The 19830-nt window shown below is 72.1% G+C and carries 18 protein-coding genes and 1 riboswitch; of the genes, 11 read left to right on the top strand and 7 right to left on the bottom strand.

Annotated elements, in window-relative coordinates; all coding sequences use genetic code 11:
* Window positions 1-19: 19 nt before the first annotated feature.
* Entirely contained in the window at window positions 20-469 is a 450-nt protein-coding gene (locus tag ACFW6A_RS16315; protein ID WP_351843368.1) for a M23 family metallopeptidase, read from the bottom strand.
* Window positions 470-726: 257 nt separating this feature from the next.
* Between ACFW6A_RS16315 and rpsB the strand changes: the two genes are divergently transcribed.
* The 9 genes from rpsB to ACFW6A_RS16270 all read left to right on the top strand — a co-directional run bounded on the left by rpsB (window position 727) and on the right by ACFW6A_RS16270 (window position 10679).
* Window positions 727-1626 (top strand): 30S ribosomal protein S2, encoded by a 900-nt coding sequence (rpsB, locus tag ACFW6A_RS16310; RefSeq protein ID WP_351843366.1) that lies wholly within the window; start codon window positions 727-729, stop codon window positions 1624-1626.
* 111 nt (window positions 1627-1737) lie between these two features.
* Window positions 1738-2574, top strand: coding sequence for a translation elongation factor Ts (tsf, locus tag ACFW6A_RS16305; RefSeq protein WP_351843364.1), 837 nt, complete (start codon window positions 1738-1740; stop codon window positions 2572-2574).
* 165 nt (window positions 2575-2739) lie between these two features.
* Window positions 2740-3507, top strand: coding sequence for a UMP kinase (gene pyrH / locus ACFW6A_RS16300; protein ID WP_043227002.1), 768 nt, complete (start codon window positions 2740-2742; stop codon window positions 3505-3507).
* A 46-nt stretch (window positions 3508-3553) separates the two neighbouring features.
* The gene (gene frr / locus ACFW6A_RS16295) at window positions 3554-4111 is read left to right on the top strand and encodes a ribosome recycling factor (RefSeq protein ID WP_031008629.1); all 558 of its coding nucleotides are present in this window, start codon (window positions 3554-3556) and stop codon (window positions 4109-4111) included.
* Window positions 4111-5220: a phosphatidate cytidylyltransferase gene (locus tag ACFW6A_RS16290; RefSeq protein WP_351843361.1), complete on the top strand. Its 1110-nt coding sequence runs from the start codon at window positions 4111-4113 to the stop codon at window positions 5218-5220. The genes frr and ACFW6A_RS16290 overlap by 1 nt, the downstream gene beginning before the upstream one ends.
* Before the next feature lie 367 nt (window positions 5221-5587).
* Window positions 5588-6700 (top strand): 23S rRNA (adenine(2503)-C(2))-methyltransferase RlmN, encoded by a 1113-nt coding sequence (rlmN, locus tag ACFW6A_RS16285; RefSeq protein ID WP_351843359.1) that lies wholly within the window; start codon window positions 5588-5590, stop codon window positions 6698-6700.
* Between the two features lie 29 nt (window positions 6701-6729).
* Window positions 6730-6839, top strand: a riboswitch (TPP riboswitch).
* Window positions 6840-6910: 71 nt separating this feature from the next.
* A complete protein-coding gene (locus ACFW6A_RS16280) occupies window positions 6911-7996 on the top strand; it encodes a thiamine ABC transporter substrate-binding protein (protein ID WP_351843357.1) in 1086 nt (361 codons plus the stop codon).
* A gap of 38 nt (window positions 7997-8034) precedes the next feature.
* A complete protein-coding gene (locus ACFW6A_RS16275) occupies window positions 8035-9648 on the top strand; it encodes an iron ABC transporter permease (RefSeq protein WP_351843470.1) in 1614 nt (537 codons plus the stop codon).
* On the top strand, window positions 9648-10679 hold the full coding sequence (locus ACFW6A_RS16270; protein WP_351843355.1) for an ABC transporter ATP-binding protein: 1032 nt from the start codon (window positions 9648-9650) through the stop codon (window positions 10677-10679). The genes ACFW6A_RS16275 and ACFW6A_RS16270 overlap by 1 nt, the downstream gene beginning before the upstream one ends.
* Here ACFW6A_RS16270 and ACFW6A_RS16265 read toward each other — a convergent pair.
* From ACFW6A_RS16265 to ACFW6A_RS16240, 6 genes are all read right to left on the bottom strand, one after another.
* Entirely contained in the window at window positions 10664-11668 is a 1005-nt protein-coding gene (locus ACFW6A_RS16265) for a hypothetical protein (RefSeq protein ID WP_351843353.1), read from the bottom strand. The two genes, ACFW6A_RS16270 and ACFW6A_RS16265, sit on opposite strands and share 16 nt — an antisense overlap.
* Entirely contained in the window at window positions 11669-12802 is a 1134-nt protein-coding gene (locus ACFW6A_RS16260) for a Rossmann fold nucleotide-binding protein (RefSeq protein WP_351843351.1), read from the bottom strand.
* A gap of 67 nt (window positions 12803-12869) precedes the next feature.
* Window positions 12870-14018, bottom strand: coding sequence for a hypothetical protein (locus tag ACFW6A_RS16255; RefSeq protein ID WP_351843349.1), 1149 nt, complete (start codon window positions 14016-14018; stop codon window positions 12870-12872).
* Entirely contained in the window at window positions 14000-14728 is a 729-nt protein-coding gene (locus tag ACFW6A_RS16250; protein ID WP_351843347.1) for an ATP-binding cassette domain-containing protein, read from the bottom strand. Before ACFW6A_RS16250 ends, ACFW6A_RS16255 begins: the two co-directional genes overlap by 19 nt.
* A gap of 237 nt (window positions 14729-14965) precedes the next feature.
* On the bottom strand, window positions 14966-16345 hold the full coding sequence (locus ACFW6A_RS16245; protein WP_351843345.1) for an aspartate aminotransferase family protein: 1380 nt from the start codon (window positions 16343-16345) through the stop codon (window positions 14966-14968).
* Window positions 16330-16821: an Lrp/AsnC family transcriptional regulator gene (locus ACFW6A_RS16240; protein WP_351103073.1), complete on the bottom strand. Its 492-nt coding sequence runs from the start codon at window positions 16819-16821 to the stop codon at window positions 16330-16332. Before ACFW6A_RS16240 ends, ACFW6A_RS16245 begins: the two co-directional genes overlap by 16 nt.
* A 205-nt stretch (window positions 16822-17026) precedes the next feature.
* Between ACFW6A_RS16240 and ACFW6A_RS16235 the strand changes: the two genes are divergently transcribed.
* Together ACFW6A_RS16235 and ACFW6A_RS16230 are read left to right on the top strand one after the other, a co-directional pair.
* On the top strand, window positions 17027-18463 hold the full coding sequence (locus ACFW6A_RS16235; RefSeq protein WP_351843343.1) for a gamma-aminobutyraldehyde dehydrogenase: 1437 nt from the start codon (window positions 17027-17029) through the stop codon (window positions 18461-18463).
* A 159-nt stretch (window positions 18464-18622) separates the two neighbouring features.
* Window positions 18623-19786 (top strand): spermidine/putrescine ABC transporter substrate-binding protein, encoded by a 1164-nt coding sequence (locus tag ACFW6A_RS16230; RefSeq protein WP_351843468.1) that lies wholly within the window; start codon window positions 18623-18625, stop codon window positions 19784-19786.
* Window positions 19787-19830 lie beyond the last annotated feature (44 nt).

Here is a 19830-nt window from a genome sequence, read left to right as displayed (position 1 = left end):
CCGTGCCCCGTGCCCCCCGCTACCCGGCCAGCGGGAGCAGGCGGGAGTGTGATCGGGGGGTCAGGAGGAGGGGGTTCAGGTAGGTCGTGCCGCGGAGCAGGCCCCAGTGGAGGCAGGAGGTGGCGCAGTGGGTGCCGGGGGCCGTTTCGGCGATCGGGGTTCCCGCGGTGACCCGGGTGCCTTCGCCGGTCAGCGGGGTGACGGGGGAGAAGGTGGTGCGGAGCGGGGGAGTGCCCGTGCCCGCGAGGGTGAGGGTGACGACGCCGCGGCCGCCCACCGGGCCGGCGAAGGCGACGGTGCCGGCGGCGGGGGCGAGGACGCGGGTGCCGGGGGGTGCGGCGAGGTCGACACCGCGGTGTCCGGCGGCGTACGGGCCGGGTGGCGGCTGCCAGCCGCGCAGGATCCCGGGTGTCGGCGGACCCACCGGCCAGAGCAGGGCGAGGGCGAGGAAGACGGTCGTGAGCTGCATGGGGAGAGCCTCCCCGGGCGGGGCGGCGCCCGGCGGGCGGGGCCGGTTTCTGTGGACAAGTGGCGGCCTGTGGACAGTGCCGTCACCCGTCGCTCCCGGGGTCCCGTACACTTCCTATGGCGACCCGGGTCACCGGGTCGACTTCGCACGCCCCGCCACTCGTCTCGCAGAGCGCGGTGGCAGCGCCTTTCGGTCCTTCGTGGCACGGCGCGCCGGGGCGTCAGGAACACAACCGAGAAACCCAAGGAGATACGGCCATGGCCGTCGTCACGATGCGGGAGCTGCTGGAGAGCGGCGTCCACTTCGGTCACCAGACCCGTCGCTGGAACCCGAAGATGAAGCGCTTCATCTTCACCGAGCGCAACGGCATCTACATCATCGACCTGCTCCAGTCGCTGTCGTACATCGACCGCGCCTTCGAGTTCGTCAAGGAGACCGTCGCCCACGGTGGCTCCGTGATGTTCGTCGGTACGAAGAAGCAGGCCCAGGAGGCCATCGCCGAGCAGGCGACGCGCGTCGGCATGCCCTACGTGAACCAGCGCTGGCTGGGCGGCATGCTCACCAACTTCTCCACCGTCTACAAGCGTCTGCAGCGCCTCAAGGAGCTCGAGCAGATCGACTTCGAGGACGTCGCGGCGTCGGGTCTCACCAAGAAGGAGCTCCTGGTCCTCTCGCGCGAGAAGGCCAAGCTGGAGAAGACCCTCGGTGGTATCCGCGAGATGCAGAAGGTGCCGAGCGCCGTCTGGATCGTCGACACCAAGAAGGAGCACATCGCCGTCGGCGAGGCTCGCAAGCTCAACATCCCGGTCGTCGCGATCCTCGACACCAACTGCGACCCCGACGAGGTCGACTACAAGATCCCGGGCAACGACGACGCGATCCGCTCCGTCACCCTGCTCACCCGCGTGATCGCCGACGCCGTCGCCGAGGGCCTCATCGCCCGTTCCGGCGCCGCGACCGGCGACTCGAAGCCGGGCGAGAAGGCCGCCGGCGAGCCCCTCGCCGAGTGGGAGCGCGACCTGCTCGAGGGTGAGAAGAAGGCCGACGAGGCCGGCGCCGAGGTCCAGTCCTCCGCCGAGACCGAGAAGGCCGTCGAGGCCGAGGCCCAGGTCGAGACCCCGGCCGCCGAGGCCGAGGCTCCGGCCGAGCAGGCCTGACCCTTCCGCACTCCGGAACACCACGGAGGTGACGGCGGGGGCCCAAGAAGCCCCCGCCGTCCCGCCGTAGATCTTCGTAGATCTTTCTGACTTCGAGAGAGAAACAGACTCATGGCGAACTACACCGCCGCTGACGTCAAGAAGCTCCGTGAGCTCACCGGCGCCGGCATGATGGACTGCAAGAAGGCCCTCGAAGAGGCCGACGGCGACGTCGACAAGGCCGTCGAGGCCCTGCGCATCAAGGGCCAGAAGGGTGTCGCCAAGCGCGAGGGCCGCTCCGCCGAGAACGGCGCCGTGGTCTCCCTCATCGCCGACGACAACACCTCCGGCGTCCTCGTCGAGCTGAAGTGCGAGACGGACTTCGTCGCCAAGGGCGACAAGTTCCTCGCCGTCGCCAACGCCCTCGCCGCGCACGTCGCCGCCACCAAGCCGGCCGACATCGAGGCCCTGCTCGCCTCCGAGATCGAGGCCGGCAAGACCGTGCAGGCCTTCGTGGACGAGGCCAACGCCAACCTCGGCGAGAAGATCGTCCTGGACCGCTTCGCGGCCTACGCCGACGGCTACGTCTCCGCGTACATGCACCGCACCATGCCGGACCTCCCGCCGCAGATCGGCGTCCTCGTCGAGCTCGACAAGGAGAACGCCGAGGTCGCCAAGGGCGTCGCGCAGCACATCGCCGCCTTCGCGCCGAAGTACCTCACCCGTGAGGACGTCCCGGCCGAGGTCGTCGAGTCCGAGCGCCGCATCGCCGAGGAGACCACCCGCGCCGAGGGCAAGCCCGAGGCCGCGATCGCCAAGATCGTCGAGGGTCGCGTCAACGGCTTCTTCAAGGACGCCACGCTGCTCGGCCAGCCGTACGCCCTGGACAACAAGAAGTCCGTCCAGCAGGTCCTCAACGAGGCCGGTGTCACCCTGAAGCGCTTCACCCGCATCAAGGTCGGCATCTGAGTCCGTCCGCCACACGCGACGGACACCGGACCCGGGTAGGGTCTGAGACAGTCGTCCCGCTCCGCGCGGGACGACCGCAGATGTGACGAGGAGGCCATTGCCGTACGGGAAACCCACGAGGACCCAAGGCAATGGCCTTCTTCGTATGTGTACGAGGAGATCTCCATGAATCAGGGCGCCGAACAGGGCCACGACGACAACAGCGGCAAGAAGCTCGGCCGCTACATGCTGAAGCTGTCCGGGGAAGCTTTCTCCGGCGGTACCGGTCTCGGTGTCGACCCGGACGTCGTGCACGCCATCGCGCGTGAGATCGCGGCCGTGGTCCGCGACGGCGCCCAGATCGCCATCGTGATCGGCGGTGGCAACTTCTTCCGCGGCGCCGAGCTCCAGCAGCGCGGCATGGACCGGGCCCGCTCCGACTACATGGGCATGCTCGGCACCGTGATGAACTGCCTCGCCCTCCAGGACTTCCTGGAGAAGGAGGGCATCGACTCGCGCGTCCAGACCGCCATCACCATGGGCCAGGTCGCCGAGCCGTACATCCCGCTGCGGGCCGTGCGCCACCTGGAGAAGGGCCGCGTGGTCATCTTCGGCGCCGGCATGGGCATGCCCTACTTCTCCACGGACACCACCGCCGCCCAGCGCGCGCTGGAGATCGACGCCGAAGCCCTGCTCATGGGCAAGAACGGCGTGGACGGCGTCTACGACTCCGACCCGCGGACCAACCCCGGCGCGGTCAAGTTCGACGCCCTGGAGTACAGCGAGGTCATCACGCGTGACCTCAAGGTCGCCGACGCCACCGCCATCACCCTGTGCCGCGACAACAAGCTCCCGATCCTCGTCTTCGAACTGCTCGCCGAGGGCAATATCGCGCGCGCCGTCACGGGTGAGAAGATCGGCACGCTCGTGAGCGACCAGGGCACCCGGGCCTGAAGCCCGCTCTCAACCGACACAACGCGACGACACGCAGGAGCATGTGGTGATCGAAGAGACCCTCCTCGAGGCCGAGGAGAAGATGGAGAAGGCGGTCGTGGTCGCCAAGGAGGACTTCGCCGCGATCCGCACCGGCCGTGCGCACCCGGCGATGTTCAACAAGATCGTGGCCGACTACTACGGTGCCCTCACCCCCATCAACCAGCTGGCGTCGTTCTCGGTGCCGGAGCCGCGCATGGCCGTGGTGACCCCGTTCGACAAGAGCGCCCTGCGCAACATCGAGCAGGCCATCCGCGACTCGGACCTCGGCGTCAACCCGAGCAACGACGGCAACATCATCCGCGTGACCTTCCCGGAGCTGACCGAGGAGCGCCGCCGGGACTACATCAAGGTCGCCAAGGGCAAGGCCGAGGACTCCAAGATCTCGATCCGCTCCGTGCGGCGCAAGGCCAAGGAGACCATCGACAAGCTCGTCAAGGACGGCGAGGTCGGCGAGGACGAGGGCCGCCGCGCGGAGAAGGAGCTCGACGACACCACCGCGAAGTACGTCGCGCAGGTGGACGAGCTGCTGAAGCACAAGGAAGCCGAGCTCCTCGAGGTCTGATGAACGACTCATCCTGGGGGGCGCCGGCGGCCGGTTCAGGTCTCGGCGGACCCGACCAGGGGCCTGCCCCGGCGGGTCCCGCCCACGATCGGCACCAGGCGGCGCAGACTCGCCCCATGCCCATCGTGCCCGACGTACCCGCCGGCGGATTCCAGGACGGACACGGACGGGGGGCCGCTCACCCGAGCGGTCCCCTGTTCCGTGACGAGACCCCGCACGAGCACCCGCAGGAGCCCATGCCCAGCCCCGTCCCGCCTCCTCCGCCGCCCGCGGCCCCCGCGCCGCGGCAGAAGAAGAGCGCGGGCCGGGACCTGGGCGCGGCCATAGGGGTCGGCGTCGGTCTCGGGGCCGTGATCATCGCGTCGCTGTTCATCTGGAAGCCGGCGTTCGTCGGCGTGGTGGCGGTGGCCGTGGTCGTCGGCCTGTGGGAGCTGACCTCCCGGCTCCAGGAGCGCAAGGCGATCAGGGCGCCACTGGTGCCGCTCGCGGTCGGCGGGGCCGCGATGGTCGTCGCCGGATACGTGCGGGGCCCCGAGGGCGCCTGGGTCGCGATGGCCCTGACCGCGCTCGCGGTGCTCGTCTGGCGGATGACGGAACCCCCCGAGGGGTACCTGAAGGACGTCACGGCGGGCGTCTTCGCCGCGTTCTACGTGCCGTTCCTGGCGACCTTCGTGGCGATGCTGCTCACCGCCGACGACGGACCGTGGCGGGTGCTGACCTTCCTGCTGCTCACGGTGGTCAGCGACACCGGGGCGTACGCGGTGGGCTGGCGCTTCGGCAAGCACAAGCTGGCGCCGCGGATCAGCCCCGGCAAGACCCGCGAGGGCCTGCTCGGCGCGGTGGCCTTCGCGATGGCGGCCGGCGCGCTGTGCATGCAGTTCCTGATCGACGACGGCACCTGGTGGCAGGGCCTGCTCCTCGGCCTGGCGGTGGCGGCGAGCGCGACGCTCGGCGACCTCGGCGAGTCGATGATCAAGCGGGACCTCGGCATCAAGGACATGGGCACGCTCCTCCCCGGTCACGGCGGCATCATGGACCGGCTCGACTCGCTCCTGCCGACCGCGCCGGTGGTGTGGCTGCTGCTGGCGCTGTTCGTCGGCACGGGCTGACCGGGCCGGGCGGGGCCTGTTCGTCGGGGTCGGCTGCCCGGCCACGGCGCCACGCGGCGGAGCCGCACATCGACACAGCATGGACCGGCTCGACTCGCTCCTGCCGACCGCGCCGGTGGTGTGGCTGCTGCTGGCGCTGTTCGTCGGCACGGGCTGACCGGGCGGGGGCTGCCGCTCGCGCTCTTCGGCGGAGCGGGTTGACGGGCAGCGGGTACTCTGGAAGGGCTCGGGGCGTGTGTCCCGGGCCCTTTCGTCGTCCTCGCCACCGCGGGGACGGGTCCAGTGAGGTCGCTCCGGCACCGCAGTGCCGTGCCCCCGCCGTCGCGGGACGTTCCGACCTCGTGCCTGTTTGAGGAGAGACGCCGCCGTGGCTCGTCCGGCCCCCGGAGAACTCACTTTCGTCGCCCCGCGCGGAGCCAAGAAGCCGCCGCGGCACCTTGCCGACCTCTCGCCCGCCGAGCGGAAGGAGGCCGTCGCCGCGATCGGCGAGAAGCCCTTCCGCGCCAAGCAGCTGTCGACGCACTACTTCGCGCGCTACGCGCACGACCCCGCCGAGTGGACGGACATCCCGGCCGCCTCGCGGGAGAAGCTGGCCGGGGAACTGCTGCCCGACCTGATGTCGGTGGTGCGGCACATCTCCTGCGACGACGACACCACCCGCAAGACCCTGTGGCGGCTGCACGACGGCACGCTCGTCGAGTCCGTCCTGATGCGCTACCCGGACCGGGTGACGATGTGCATCTCCTCGCAGGCCGGCTGCGGCATGAACTGCCCGTTCTGCGCGACCGGCCAGGCCGGACTCGACCGGAACCTGTCGACCGCCGAGATCGTGCACCAGATCGTCGACGGCATGCGCGCGCTCCGCGACGGCGAGGTCCCCGGCGGGCCCGCGCGGCTGTCGAACATCGTCTTCATGGGCATGGGCGAGCCGCTCGCCAACTACAAGCGGGTCGTCGGCGCCATCCGCCGGCTCACCGACCCCGAGCCCGACGGCCTCGGCCTGTCGCAGCGCGGGATCACCGTCTCCACCGTCGGGCTCGTCCCGGCGATGCTGCGCTTCGCCGACGAGGGCTTCAAGTGCCGCCTCGCCGTCTCCCTGCACGCCCCCGACGACGAGCTGCGCGACACCCTGGTGCCGGTGAACACCCGCTGGAAGGTGCGGGAGGTGCTGGACGCCGCCTGGGAGTACGCGGAGAAGTCCGGTCGCCGGATCTCCATCGAGTACGCCCTCATCCGGGACATCAACGACCAGGCGTGGCGCGGCGACCTGCTCGGCAAGCTGCTCAAGGGCAAGCGCGTGCACGTCAACCTGATCCCGCTGAACCCGACGCCGGGCTCGAAGTGGACCGCCTCCCGCCCGGAGGACGAGAAGGCGTTCGTCGACGCGATCGCCCGGCACGGCGTGCCGGTGACCGTCCGCGACACCCGCGGCCAGGAGATCGACGGCGCCTGTGGACAGCTGGCGGCCTCCGAACGCTGACCTTGTACCCTGTGCTCGAACACACCTGCATATTCCGACAGGGGAGCGCCACAGCGCTGAGAGTGCGGTAACCGTAGACCGCAGACCCTCTGAACCTCGCCCAGGTCATTCTGGGTAGGAAGTTCGGTCGTAACTCGAGCTGTTGCGCCCTGCCCACCTCCGGGTGGGCGGGGCCGCGTCTCCTTCTGGTCCCACCCAGGAGGACAACACATGAACACCAGGAAGGCCGCCGCCGTCGCGCTGGCCGCGGCGCTCGGCGTCACCGGCCTCGCCGCCTGCTCCACGGAGGACGCCCGCGAGGCCGCGGGCAAGTCCGGCGAGCCCGCGCCGAAGACCGTGACCCTCGTGAGCCACGACTCCTTCAACGCCTCGAAGGAGGTGCTGGCGGAGTTCACGAAGCAGACCGGCTTCACCGTGAAGGTGCTGAAGGCCGGCGACGCGGGCGAGGCCGTCAACAAGGAGATCCTGACCAAGGGCTCCCCGCAGGGCGACGTCTTCTTCGGCGTCGACAACACCCTGCTCTCCCGCGCCGTCGACAACGGCATCTTCGTGACGTACGAGGCGAAGGGCCTGGACCGGGTCCCGGACGCCCTCAAGCTCGACAAGCGGGTCACCCCGATCGACACCGGCGACATCTGCGTCAACTACGACAAGAAGTACTTCGCGGACAGGAAGCTGGCGCCGCCGCAGACCTTCGACGACCTGGCGAAGCCCGAGTACAAGGACCTCCTCGTGGTGGAGAACCCCGAGCGGTCCTCCCCGGGCCTCGGCTTCCTCCTCGGCACCGTCGCGAAGTACGGCGACGCGGGCTGGCAGGAGTACTGGTCGAAGCTGAAGGCGAACGGCGTGAAGACCGTCGACAGCTGGGAGCTCGCCTACAACCAGGAGTTCTCCGGCTCGGCCGGCGGCAAGGAGGCCAAGGGCGACCGCCCGCTGGTCGTCTCCTACGCCTCCAGCCCGCCGGTCGAGGTGCTGTACGCCGAGCCGCAGCCGAAGGAGGCCCCCACCGGGGTGTCCACCGGCACCTGCTTCCGGCAGATCGAGTTCGCGGGCCTGCTGGACGGGGCGAAGAACCCCGAGGGCGGCAGGGCGCTGATCGACTTCCTGCTCTCGAAGACGTTCCAGGACGACATGCCGCTCCAGATGTTCGTGAACCCGGTGGCGAAGGACGCGACCCTGCCGGAGCTGTTCACGAAGCACGGCGTGGTCGTCGGGAAGCCGGAGACGATGGAGCCGGAGAGGATCGCCGAGAAGCGCGAGGCGTGGATCCAGCAGTGGTCGTCGCTCCTCAAGTGAGGCGCGACGTGAAGGGGAGCGCGGCGCGGCTGGGCCTGATGGCCCTGCCCGTCGCGTTCTTCGCGTTCTTCTTCGCCTGGCCCGTCGTGTCGATCGTCGAGCGCGGGCTGCGGCCCGACGGCGCCTGGGACCCCGGCGCGATCGGGAGGATGCTGGGCCGCTCCGACATCCTCGACGTGCTCGGCTTCACCGTCTGGCAGGCGGCCGCCTCCACCGGGCTCACGCTGCTGGTGGCGCTGCCGGGGGCGTACGTCTTCGCCCGCTTCGACTTCCCCGGCAAGGGGGCGCTGCGGGCGGTCGTGACCGTGCCGTTCGTGCTGCCCACGGTGCTGGTCGGCACCGCCTTCCTGGCCCTGGTGGGCCGGGGCGGCTTCACCGACGCGCTGTGGGGGCTGCGGCTCGACACCTCCGTGTGGGCGATCCTCCTCGCGCACGTCTTCTTCAACTACGCGGTCGTCGTCCGGACCGTCGGCGGGCTGTGGGCGCAGCTCGACCCGCGCCAGGAGGAGGCGGCCCGGGTGCTCGGCGCGTCCCGGTGGCGGGCGTGGCGGGCGGTGACGCTGCCCGCCCTGGTGCCCGCGGTGTCGGCGGCGGCGCTGATGGTCTTCCTGTTCACGTTCACGTCGTTCGGCGTCGTGCAGATCCTCGGCGGGGACGCGTACACGACGCTGGAGGCGGAGATCTACCGGCAGACGGCCCGGCTGCTCGACCTGCGGACGGCGGCCGTGCTGACGCTCGTGCAGTTCGCGGCGGTCGGCGCGATCCTCGCGGTGCACGCCCGGACGGTGCGGCGGCGCGAGACGGCGCTGCGGCTGGTCCCCCCGGAGCTGACCGCGCGCCGGCCGCGCGGCTTCGGCCAGTGGGCGCTGCTCGGCGGGGTGCTGGCCTCGGTGGCGGTGCTGATCCTGCTGCCGCTGGGCGTGCTCGTGGAGCGTTCCTTCGCCACGCCGGAGGGGTACGGGCTGCGCTACTACCGGGCGCTCGGCTCGCTCGACGAGGCCGGGACGTTCCTGGTGCCGCCGCTGGCGGCGGTCGGGAACTCGCTGCGGTACGCGGTCGCGGCCACGGCGATCGCGGTGGTCGTCGGCGGGCTCGCGGCGGCGGCGCTGACCCGGCGGGCCGGACGCCTGGTGCGGGGCTTCGACGCGCTGCTGATGCTGCCGCTCGGGGTCTCGGCGGTGACGGTCGGCTTCGGCTTCCTGATCACGCTGGACGAGCCGCCGTTCGACCTGCGGGCCAGCTGGATCCTCGTACCGCTCGCGCAGGCGCTGGTCGGCGTGCCCTTCGTCGTACGCACGATGCTGCCGGTGCTGCGGGCGGTGGACCAGCGGCTGCGGGAGGCGGCGGCGGTGCTCGGCGCGTCGCCGTGGCGGGCCTGGCGGGAGGTGGACCTGCCGCTGGTGCGGCGGGCGCTGCTGATCGCGGCCGGGTTCGCCTTCGCGGTGTCGCTGGGCGAGTTCGGCGCGACGGTCTTCATCGCCCGGCCCGACAACCCGACGCTGCCGGTGGCGGTGGCGCGGCTGCTGGGCCGGCCGGGCGAGCTCAACTACGGGCAGGCGATGGCCCTGTCGACGATTCTGATGGTGGTGTGCGCGGTGTCCCTGCTGCTGCTCGAACGGCTGCGGACCGACCGGACCACCGGGGAGTTCTGATGCTGACCCTTGAGGGAGCGACCGTACGGTTCGGGGCGCGGCCGGTCCTCGACGCGGTGGACCTGTCGGTCGCCGAGCACGAGATCGTGTGCGTGCTGGGGCCGAGCGGCTCCGGCAAGTCGACGCTGCTGCGGGCCGTCGCCGGGCTCCAGGCGCTGGACGCCGGCCGGGTGCTGCTGGCCGGCGCCGACCAGGCGGGGGTGCCGGTGCACCGGCGCGGGGTGGGCCTGATGTTCCAGGACCACCAGCTCTTCCCGCAGCAGGACGTCGCCGGGAACGTGGCCTTCGGACCGCGGATGCACGGCGTGCCGAAGGGCGAGCGGGGCGCGCGGGTCGAGGCGCTGCTCGACCTGGTCGGACTGCCGGGCGCGGGCCGGCGGGCGGTGGCCTCGCTGTCCGGCGGCGAGCAGCAGCGGGTGGCGCTGGCGAGGGCGCTGGCCCCCCGGCCCCGGCTGCTGATGCTGGACGAGCCCCTGGGGCAGCTGGACCGGGGGCTGCGGGAGCGGCTCGTGGTGGAGCTGCGGGAGCTGTTCGGGCGGCTCGGGACGACGGTCCTGGCCGTCACCCACGACCAGGGGGAGGCGTTCGCGCTCGCGGACCGGGTGGTGGTCATGCGGGACGGCCGGATCGTGCGGTCGGGCACGCCGGTGGAGGTGTGGCAGCGGCCGGGCTCGGAGTTCGTGGCCCGCTTCCTGGGCTTCGAGAACGTCGTCCCGGCGACGGTGTCCGGGACGGTGGCGCAGACGGCGTGGGGCCGGATCCCCGTCCCGGAGGATTCCCCCCGGGGGCAGCGGACGCTGCTGGTGCGTCCGGCGGGCATCCGGGTGGCCGCCGAGGGCCTGACCTGCCGGGTCGCGTCCCGCACCTTCCGCGGCCATCACGTCTCGGTCGTCCTGCACCCGCCGGACGGCCCGCCGCTGGAGGCGGAGTTCCCGCTGCGCGGCCTGCCGGAAGTGGGCACGGAGGTGACGGTGGCCTTCGAAGCGGAGGAGGTCGTGGTGCTGGACGGGGACGGTCAGAGCCGGTCGTAGAGGGCGCGGAGCCAGGGGCGGCGGACCTCGGGCATGCGGGACAGGGTCCTGCGGAGCGTGCGGTGGTCGGGGCGGAAGGGGTACCCGGGGCGGGCCGGGTGGGGGTAGTCGTCGCGGACGACCTGGGCCGGCAGCGTCCCCGACACCGGTGTCGGGGAGGTCTCCCCGGGGCCCGTCAGCCAGGCCCAGACGGGTGCGGGAAGCGGGACGGCGACCGCGTCCCCGGGGGGCCGCCAGGGCTCTCCGGTCCGTCGGTCGGCGGGGACGAGGACGATGTCGGCGTCCGTGCCGGGCAGGCCGGGGCCGGCCTGCCCGACGGTCAGTGAGGGCGGCCCGGCCGGGAGCAGCCGCTCGACGGCCCGGCCGAACATCACGGTCGGCAGGCCGGTGGGGAGGGCCAGGGGCCGGCCGCCGGAGGCGGCCAGCAGCCGGGCGAGGGCGGTTCCGGCCCCGGCCGTCCAGCGGATGTCCCAGTGGCCCTCCGGGTCGACCGGGGGCAGCGGCCGGACCGGGGCGGCCGGCGGAGAGCCGCCGAGGGGCCGCGGGGCGACGGCCCCGGGGTCGTACCGGACCGTCTGCCAGACGCCGCAGTCGTCCTCGCGGAAGCCGACGCCGAGACCGCAGCCGGCGCACAGCAGGCTGGGTTCGTCACCGGCGACGATGCCGAGGCAGGAGTCGCCGGACCGCTCGGGCAGCAGCCGGGTGCCGCGGGTGTCGCCGGGGGAGAGGACGAGCACGTTCCGGGGGCCGGTGGCGAGGGGCCACAGGGGCGCGTACACCCCGAGGTCCGCGGCCTCGGACGGGTCCATGTCCTCCCGGCGCCGCCACGGCCGGCCCCACGGGTCGGGGTCGACGGCGTAGGTCCCCGGCTCCATGAGCGCGGGCATCCACACGTGGTGGACCGAGGCGTGGGCCTCCGGGGGTAGTGCCACTCGCTCCACCGGTGCCGACAGCTCCGCCCCGCAGCCGGCGCACACGAGTACGTCCACCTACGCGGCCCCCAGGCGCGCCAGTGCCGCCGGGGCCTCGTCGACGGAGTCGACGAGGGTGATGCGGGTGGCCATCGGGCGGCCTTCGGCGAGGGTCCGCAGGAGGGGCCAGGCGGGAAGGCGGGTGGTCCAGTGGGCGCGGTCGACGAGGACCATGGGGGTGGGGGCGCCGAGGGATCCGTAGTAGTTCGGGGTGGCGTTGTCGAAGATCTCCTGGACGGTGCCGGCGGCGCCCGGGAGGAAGACGACGCCGGCGGTGGAGCGGGCGAGCAGGCCGTCCTCGCGCAGCGCGTTGGTGAAGTACTTGGCGATGTGCCCGGCGAAGGCGTTGGGCGGTTCGTGGCCGTAGAACCAGGTGGGGATGCCGATCGAGTCGCCCCCGCCGGGGAGCAGCGCGCGTACGGCGAGGGCGGCGCGGGCCCACTCGGTCACCGAGGGCGTGAAGGACGGGGTCTTCGCGAGGTGGGCGAGGGCGTCGTCGAGGGCCGGGTCGTCGAAGGGGGCGGTGTAGGCGCCGAGGTTCGCCGCCTCCATCGCGCCGGGGCCGCCGCCGGTGGCCACCGTGTACCCGGCGCGGGCGAGGGTGCGGCCGAGGCGGGCCGCGCCCGCGTACGCCTCGGTGCCCCGGCCCATGGCGTGGCCGCCCATCACGCCGACGACCCGCCGGCCCGCGAGGTGTTCGTCGAGGGCGTCGCCGACGGCGTCGTCGTGGATCGAGCGGAGCATGGAGGAGAAGACGTCGCCGTCGGCGCGGGTGGCGCCGAACCAGGCGTAGGAGAGGGCGTCGGGGGTTTCCGGGTAGCCGCCGGGCGCGGCGACGCCCTCGTACAGCTCGTCGGGGGTGTAGAGCCGGTTGCGGTACGGGTCGAAGGGGAGGTCGGGGACGGGCGGGAAGACCAGCGCGCCGTCGGCCCGCACCTTGGCCGCGGCCTCCGGTTCCATCGGGCAGCCGAGGAAGACGGCGTCGGCGGTGGAGAGGGAGAGCAGGGCGAAGGTGCGGCCGGTGAGGTCGACGGACTGGATCCGGTGTCCGACGAGGCCGCCGGGCCGGGAGAGCGACGCGTCGAACTCGTCCAGGGTGTGGATCTCGCGCTCGTCCCGGTGCGGGCGGGGCGGGGGTGGGGGCGTCGCCATGGGCCCACGATAGGCGGCCCGTGGCGACGGGGCCTCCCGCTTTTCCGGCCTTCCGGGGCGGGCCCGGTCAGGCGGTCAGCGGCAGCGCCGCCAGCTCGCCGATCAGCCAGGTGAGGGGGAGGAAGACGGCGAGCAGCGCCCCGGCCCGCAGCAGGGCGGCGGTGCGCAGCACGGTCGGCGGGGCGCCGAGCCGGGCCAGCGCCTCGGTGGTGTGGGCCCGGCACTGGCGGGACTCCAGGGCGGCGGTGAGCAGGGTCGCCGTGGTGCAGGCCAGGACGACGCCGGCGCCGAGGCCGGTGAGCGGACCGAAGGCGGTGCCGCCGTCCCCGGCGCCGTACACGGTGGCGGCGGCGAGGGTGCCGGAGAGGACCGCGCAGACCACGCCGAGGGGGCGGCCGATGCGGCTGGCCTCGTCCGTCAGCACCCGTCCGGCGAGGAGCCGCACGGCGCCGGGCCGGGCGGTCTGGAGGAGCCGGCCGCACAGGTGGGTGAGGCCGGGGCCGGCCAGCGCGAGGCCCGCAGCGGTGAGGACCCAGCCGGCGAGGACGCCGGCGGGGGAGCCGTCGAAGCGGCCGGGCAGGGCGACGCCGTCGCCGCCGCCGCGTCCCGCGTACGTCTCCACGGCGAGGCCGACGGCGATGAGCGCGACGCCCCACGGCAGCCCGTTCGGCACGGGCCGGGCGGCGCCCTCGGGGGCGGGGGTGCCGGTGCGGGGGCGCAGGGCGAGTCCGGCGGCGGTGGCGGCGGTGACCGGGACGATCGCGAGGAGGGTGAGGGCGGCGGCCAGGGGCAGCGGCCGGTCGGCGGCGAGGAGCCCGGCGGCGGCGCCGTCGAAGGGGAGGCCGGTGATGTCGCCGCGCAGGTGCAGGTAGACCAGGAGGGCGGCCACGGAGCCCAGGGTGCAGGCGACCGCGGTGGAGGCGGCGGCGATGGCGGTGAGCCTGGCCGGGCCGAGGCCGACGGCGGAGAGCCCGGGCCGGGGCCGGGTGGCCGGGTCGGTGCGGGCGACGGCGACGGCGAACTGGACGGTGGCGGCGATCGGCAGCGCGCACCAGAGCAGTCGCAGCGCGGCGGCGGCGGAGTGCTCGGGGTGGCCGGCGGCGTAGCCGAGGGTGCACAGCAGCAGGAAGCCCACGCCGGCGGCGGCCGCGGCGACGAGGAGCCGCCGCAGCTGGACGAGCGGGTGGGAGCCGCGGACTAGACGGAGAGCGAGCACGCCGCGACGCCCTCCGCCCCCGTGGCGGGCGGCACGCTGCCGGCCCGGCGTCCGTCGAGCAGGGTGACCGTGCGGTCGGCGAGCGCCGCCACCTCGCCGTCGTGGGTGGCGAGGAGCACGGTGATGCCGTGCGAGCGGGCGGCGGCGGTGAGGGTGCGGAGCACCTGCGCGCCGTCGGCCCGGTGCAGGGCGGCGGTGGGTTCGTCGGCGAAGAGGACCGAGGGGGCGGCGGCGAGCGCGCGGGCGATGGCGGTGCGCTGGCGCTGCGCGTGGGTGAGGGCGTGCGGGCGCAGCCGGGCGCAGGCGCCGATGTCGAGGCGGTCGAGCCATTCGACGGCGGTGGTCCGCGCGGACTTGTGGGGGACCCCGCGCAGCAGCAGCGGCAGGGCGGCGTTCTCCCAGGCGGTCAGTTCGGGGACGAGGCCGGGCTCGGGGCCGATCCAGCCGAAGCGTTCGCGGCGGAGCCGTTCGCGGCCGGCGGGGGGCAGGGTGTGGACGGGGGCGCTGTTGAACCAGACCTCGCCCTTCTGGGCGGGGAGTTCGCCGGAGAGGCAGCGCAGGAGGGTGGTCTTGCCGCTGCCGCGGGGGCCGGTCACGGCGAGGATCTCGCCCTCGCGGACGCCGACGGAGACGCCGCTGAGGGCCTCCGTGCCGCCCAGGGAGCAGTGCAGGGAACGCGCCCAGAGCACGTCGTTGTCCGGTGGGGCCATCGCGTACACCTCGATGTCGGATCCGATTCTTGCGTTCCCCCGTCCGGGGGAACGAGGGTCGGGCCTGTCGGTCACTGGGCACCGTAAGTATTCGGATCCGTTTGTACGGACGGCACGCGGCCCGGGCCGCCGCCATCCACTCGGATGGCGGCATGCCCGGGCCGTGGGGTCACGCCGTGAGGGCGGCGTGGTGCCGGGGGCGCCCCGGAGGCCGGGGGCCTCGGGGGCGGGGGGTGCCTAGAGCTTGGTCCACGCCTCGGTCAGCACGTTCCGCAGGATGCCCTCGATCTCGTCGAAGGTGCCCTGGTCGGCGATGAGCGGCGGGGCCAGCTGGATGACCGGGTCGCCGCGGTCGTCGGCGCGGCAGTACAGGCCGGCGTCGTACAGCGCCTTGGAGAGGAAGCCGTACAGGACGCGCTCCACCTCCTCGTCGTTGAAGGACTCCTTGGTGGCCTTGTCCTTGACGAGCTCGATGCCGTAGAAGAAGCCGTTGCCGCGGACGTCGCCGACGATCGGGAGGTCGTGCAGCTTCTTCAGGGTGTTGAAGAAGTTGCCCTCCTGGTCGAGGACGTGCTGGTTGAGGCCTTCCTTGTCGAAGATGTCCAGGTTGGCGAGCGCGACCGCCGAGGACACCGGGTGGCCACCGAAGGTGTAGCCGTGCAGGAAGGTGTTGTCGCCCTTGTAGAACGGCTCCGCGATGCGGTCCGAGATGATGCAGGCGCCGATCGGGGAGTAGCCCGAAGTCATGCCCTTGGCGCAGGTGATCATGTCGGGCACGTAGCCGAACTTGTCACAGGCGAACATCGTGCCGAGGCGGCCGAAGGCGCAGATCGTCTCGTCGGAGACGAGGAGCACGTCGTACTGGTCGCAGATCTCGCGGACGCGCTGGAAGTAGCCGGGCGGCGGCGGGAAGCAGCCGCCGGCGTTCTGCACCGGCTCCAGGAAGACGGCCGCGACGGTGTCGGGGCCCTCGAAGAGGATCTGCTGCTCGATCTGGTCGGCGGCCCAGCGGCCGAAGGCCTCGGGGTCGTCGCCGTGGATCGGGGCGCGGTAGATGTTGGTGTTCGGCACCTTGTGCGCGCCGGGGACCAGCGGCTCGAAGGGGGCCTTCAGGGCCGGCAGGCCGGTGATGGACAGGGCGCCCTGCGGGGTGCCGTGGTAGGCGACCGCACGCGAGATGACCTTGTACTTGGTGTGCTTGCCCTGGAGCTTGAAGTACTGCTTGGCGAGCTTCCACGCGGTCTCGACGGCCTCGCCGCCACCGGTGGTGAAGAAGACCTTGTTGAGGTCGCCCGGGGCGTAGTCCGCGAGGCGCTCGGCGAGCTCGACGGCCTTCGGGTGGGCGTAGGACCACACCGGGAAGAAGGCGAGTTCCTGGGCCTGCTTGTACGCGACCTCGGCCAGCTCCTGGCGGCCGTGACCGGCGTTGACCACGAACAGGCCGGCGAGGCCGTCGAGGTAGCGCTTGCCCTTGTCGTCGAAGATGTAGGTGCCCTCACCGCGGACGATGGTGGGGACGGGGCTGTTCTCGTACGACGACATGCGGGTGAAGTGCATCCACAGGTGGTCGTAGGCAGTCTTGGAGAGGTCCTGGGTCACGGTTATCGGGTTCCCCACATATAGGTCTGCTTCTTGAGCTTCAGGTAAACGAAGCTCTCGGTGGAGCGCACGCCGGGGAGCGTGCGGATCCGCTTGTTGATGACTTCCAGAAGGTGGTCGTCGTCCTCGCAGACGATCTCCACCATCAGGTCGAAGGAGCCCGCGGTCATCACCACGTACTCGCACTCGGGCATGTCGGTCAGCGCTTCCGCGACCGGATCCAGGTCACCCTCGACGTGGATGCCGACCATCGCCTGCCGCCTGAGGCCCACGGTGAGCGGGTCGGTGACGGCGACGATCTGCATGACGCCCTGGTCGAGGAGCTTCTGGACGCGCTGCCGCACGGCCGCTTCGGAGAGGCCGACGGCCTTGCCGATGGCGGCGTAGGGGCGGCGGCCGTCCTCCTGGAGCTGCTCGATGATCGCCAGGGAGACGGCATCGATCGTCGGGGACGAACCGGTTCCGGTTCTGGAGTCTGAGCTTCGACTGGCCACGTCCTCACTGTGCACCGAGATGCGCAGTCGCGCAACCCCAGAGCGATGTAATTCGTTGTCCGAGGGCTCGGATCTCACCGAATCCGAAGTCGAGGGGGCTCGGGGCTGTTGAAAGCGTCAGCCGAACAAGTAGGCTGAGGTGTCTCACCCATCGGGACGCCCGCACAAGGCCGTGCGGAACAGAACGTGACAGGAGGGGTGGCAAGTGACCACCGAGCTGCGCCGGCTGCGCAACTACATCGACGGGGAGTTCCGCGACGCGGCCGACGGCCGCACCATCGAGGTGATCAACCCGGCCACCGGCGAGGCGTACGCGACCTCCCCGCTCTCCGGCCAGGCCGACGTCGACGCCGCCATGGAGGCCGCCGCGGCCGCCTTCCCCGCCTGGCGCGACACCACGCCGTCCGAGCGCCAGAAGGTGCTCCTCAAGATCGCCGACGCCTTCGAGGAGCGCGCCGAGGAGCTGATCGCCGCCGAGGTCGAGAACACCGGCAAGCCGGTCGCCCTCACCGCGAGCGAGGAGGTCCCGCCGATGGTGGACCAGATCCGCTTCTTCGCCGGCGCCGCCCGGCTGCTCGAGGGCCGCTCGGCCGGCGAGTACATGGAGGGCATGACCTCCATCATCCGCCGCGAGCCGGTCGGCGTCTGTGCGCAGGTCGCGCCGTGGAACTACCCGATGATGATGGCCGTGTGGAAGTTCGCCCCGGCCCTCGCCGCGGGCAACACGGTCGTCCTCAAGCCCTCGGACACCACCCCTGCCTCCACGGTCCTGATGGCCGAGATCATCGGCTCGATCGTCCCCAAGGGCGTCTTCAACGTCATCTGCGGCGACCGCGAGACCGGCCGCGCGATGGTCGAGCACCCGACCCCGGCGATGGCCTCCATCACCGGCTCCGTCCGGGCCGGCATGCAGGTCGCCGAGTCGGCGGCCAAGGACGTCAAGCGCGTCCACCTGGAGCTGGGCGGCAAGGCCCCGGTCGTCGTCTTCGAGGACACCGACATCGCCAAGGCCGTCGAGGACATCTCCGTCGCCGGCTTCTTCAACGCGGGCCAGGACTGTACGGCCGCCACCCGCGTGCTCGTCCACGAGTCCATCCACGACGAGTTCGTCGCCGCGCTCGCCAAGGCCGCGAGCGAGACGAAGACCGGTCAGCCGGACGACGAGGACGTGCTCTACGGCCCGCTCAACAACGCCAACCAGCTGAAGCAGGTCTCCGGCTTCATCGACCGCCTCCCGGCCCACGCCAAGGTCGAGGCCGGCGGCCACCGCGTCGGCGACAAGGGCTACTTCTACGCCCCCACCGTCGTCTCCGGCCTCAAGCAGGACGACGAGATCGTCCAGAACGAGGTCTTCGGCCCGGTCATCACCGTCCAGTCCTTCGCCGACGAGGCCGAGGCCCTGGAGTTCGCCAACGGCGTCGAGTACGCCCTGGCCTCCTCCGTCTGGACCAAGGACCACCAGCGCGCCATGCGCATGTCCCGGTCCCTCGACTTCGGCTGCGTGTGGATCAACACCCACATCCCGCTGGTCGCCGAGATGCCGCACGGCGGCTTCAAGAAGTCCGGCTACGGCAAGGACCTCTCCGCCTACGGCTTCGAGGACTACACGCGCATCAAGCACGTGATGACCTCGCTGGGCTGAACCGCCCGGTAGCACCGCGTACGGCCCGGCCCCGGCACCCGTCGATCCGATGATCGACAAGGTGTCGGGGCCGTGCCGTGCCGCTCGACGGACCGTCCATTGCGACGGCTCACGGCCGGAGGCGATGCTTCCCGGGTGAGAGCGACAGCCAGGAACACCCTGCCCCGCCGGTCCCTGCTGCGGGGCCTCGGCGCCGCCGGAGCCACCGGCCTCCTCGCCGCCTGCGGCGTGAAGCCCGCCTACGTCGCCGAGGACCGGCGGGCCGGACGGGACCTCTCCGGCCGCGAGCGGAGCGTCACCTTCGCCAACTGGCCGCTCTACATCGACACCGACGACGACGATCCCCGCAAGCGGCCCAGCCTCGACGCCTTCCGCGAGCGCACCGGGATCGACGTCCACTACACCGAGGAGATCAACGACAACGACGAGTTCTTCGGGAAGATCGGCCCGGCCCTGATGAACGGCCAGCCCGTCGACCGCGACCTCATCGTCGTCAGCGACTGGATGGCCGCCCGCTTCGTCCGCCTCGGCTGGGTCCAGAAGATGGACCGCGCCGCCCAGACGAACGTCGCCGGCCACCTCGACCCGCAGCTCCTCCGGCCCGCCTTCGACCCCGGACGGCTCCACTCCGTGCCCTGGCAGTCCGGCATCACCGGCATCGCCTACAACCGGCGCGCGCTCGGCCGGGAGCTGCGCTCCACCCGGCAGCTGTGGGACGCCGACCTGCGCGGCAAGGTCACCCTCCTGTCCGGCCTCGACGAGTCCATCTCCCTGCTCATGCAGGGCAACGGCGCCGACGTCACCCGCTGGACCCGGGACGACTTCGACGCCGTCTGCGAGCAGGTCGAGAAGCTGGTCGCCGCGAAGCACATCCGCCGCTTCACCGGCAACGACTACATCAAGGACCTGGCGAGCGGCGACGTGCTGGCCTGCCAGGCGTACTCCGGCGACGTCATCCAGCTCCAGGCCGACAACCCCGACATCGAGTTCGTCGTCCCCGAGGAGGGCGGCGAGCTGTGGGCCGAGTCGCTGATGATCCCCAACCTCGCCCGCCACAAGGCCAACGCCGAGCAGCTCGTCGACTACTACTACGAGCCCGAGGTCGCCGCCGGACTCGCCGCCTGGGTCAACTACGTCTGCCCCGTCCCCGCCGCCCAGGCCGTCCTCGCCGACTCCGGCGACGGGGAACTGGCCGCGCTCGCCGAGGACCCGCTGATCTTCCCGGACCGGGAGATGCGGAGCCGGCTCTCCATCGCCCGCGACATCACCGCGTCCGAACGCAAGGACATGGCCAGGCGCTGGAACGGCATCGTCGGCCTGTGAACCACGGCCACCCCCGTTTTTGAACACGTTCAGGGCGGGCGTAC

The sequence above is a fragment of the Streptomyces sp. NPDC058758 genome, from assembly GCF_042746075.1.
Classification (GTDB): Bacteria; Actinomycetota; Actinomycetes; order Streptomycetales; family Streptomycetaceae; genus Streptomyces.
The sequence above is the reverse complement of the archived record's forward strand: the minus strand, read 5'-3'. Positions and strand labels throughout refer to the sequence as shown.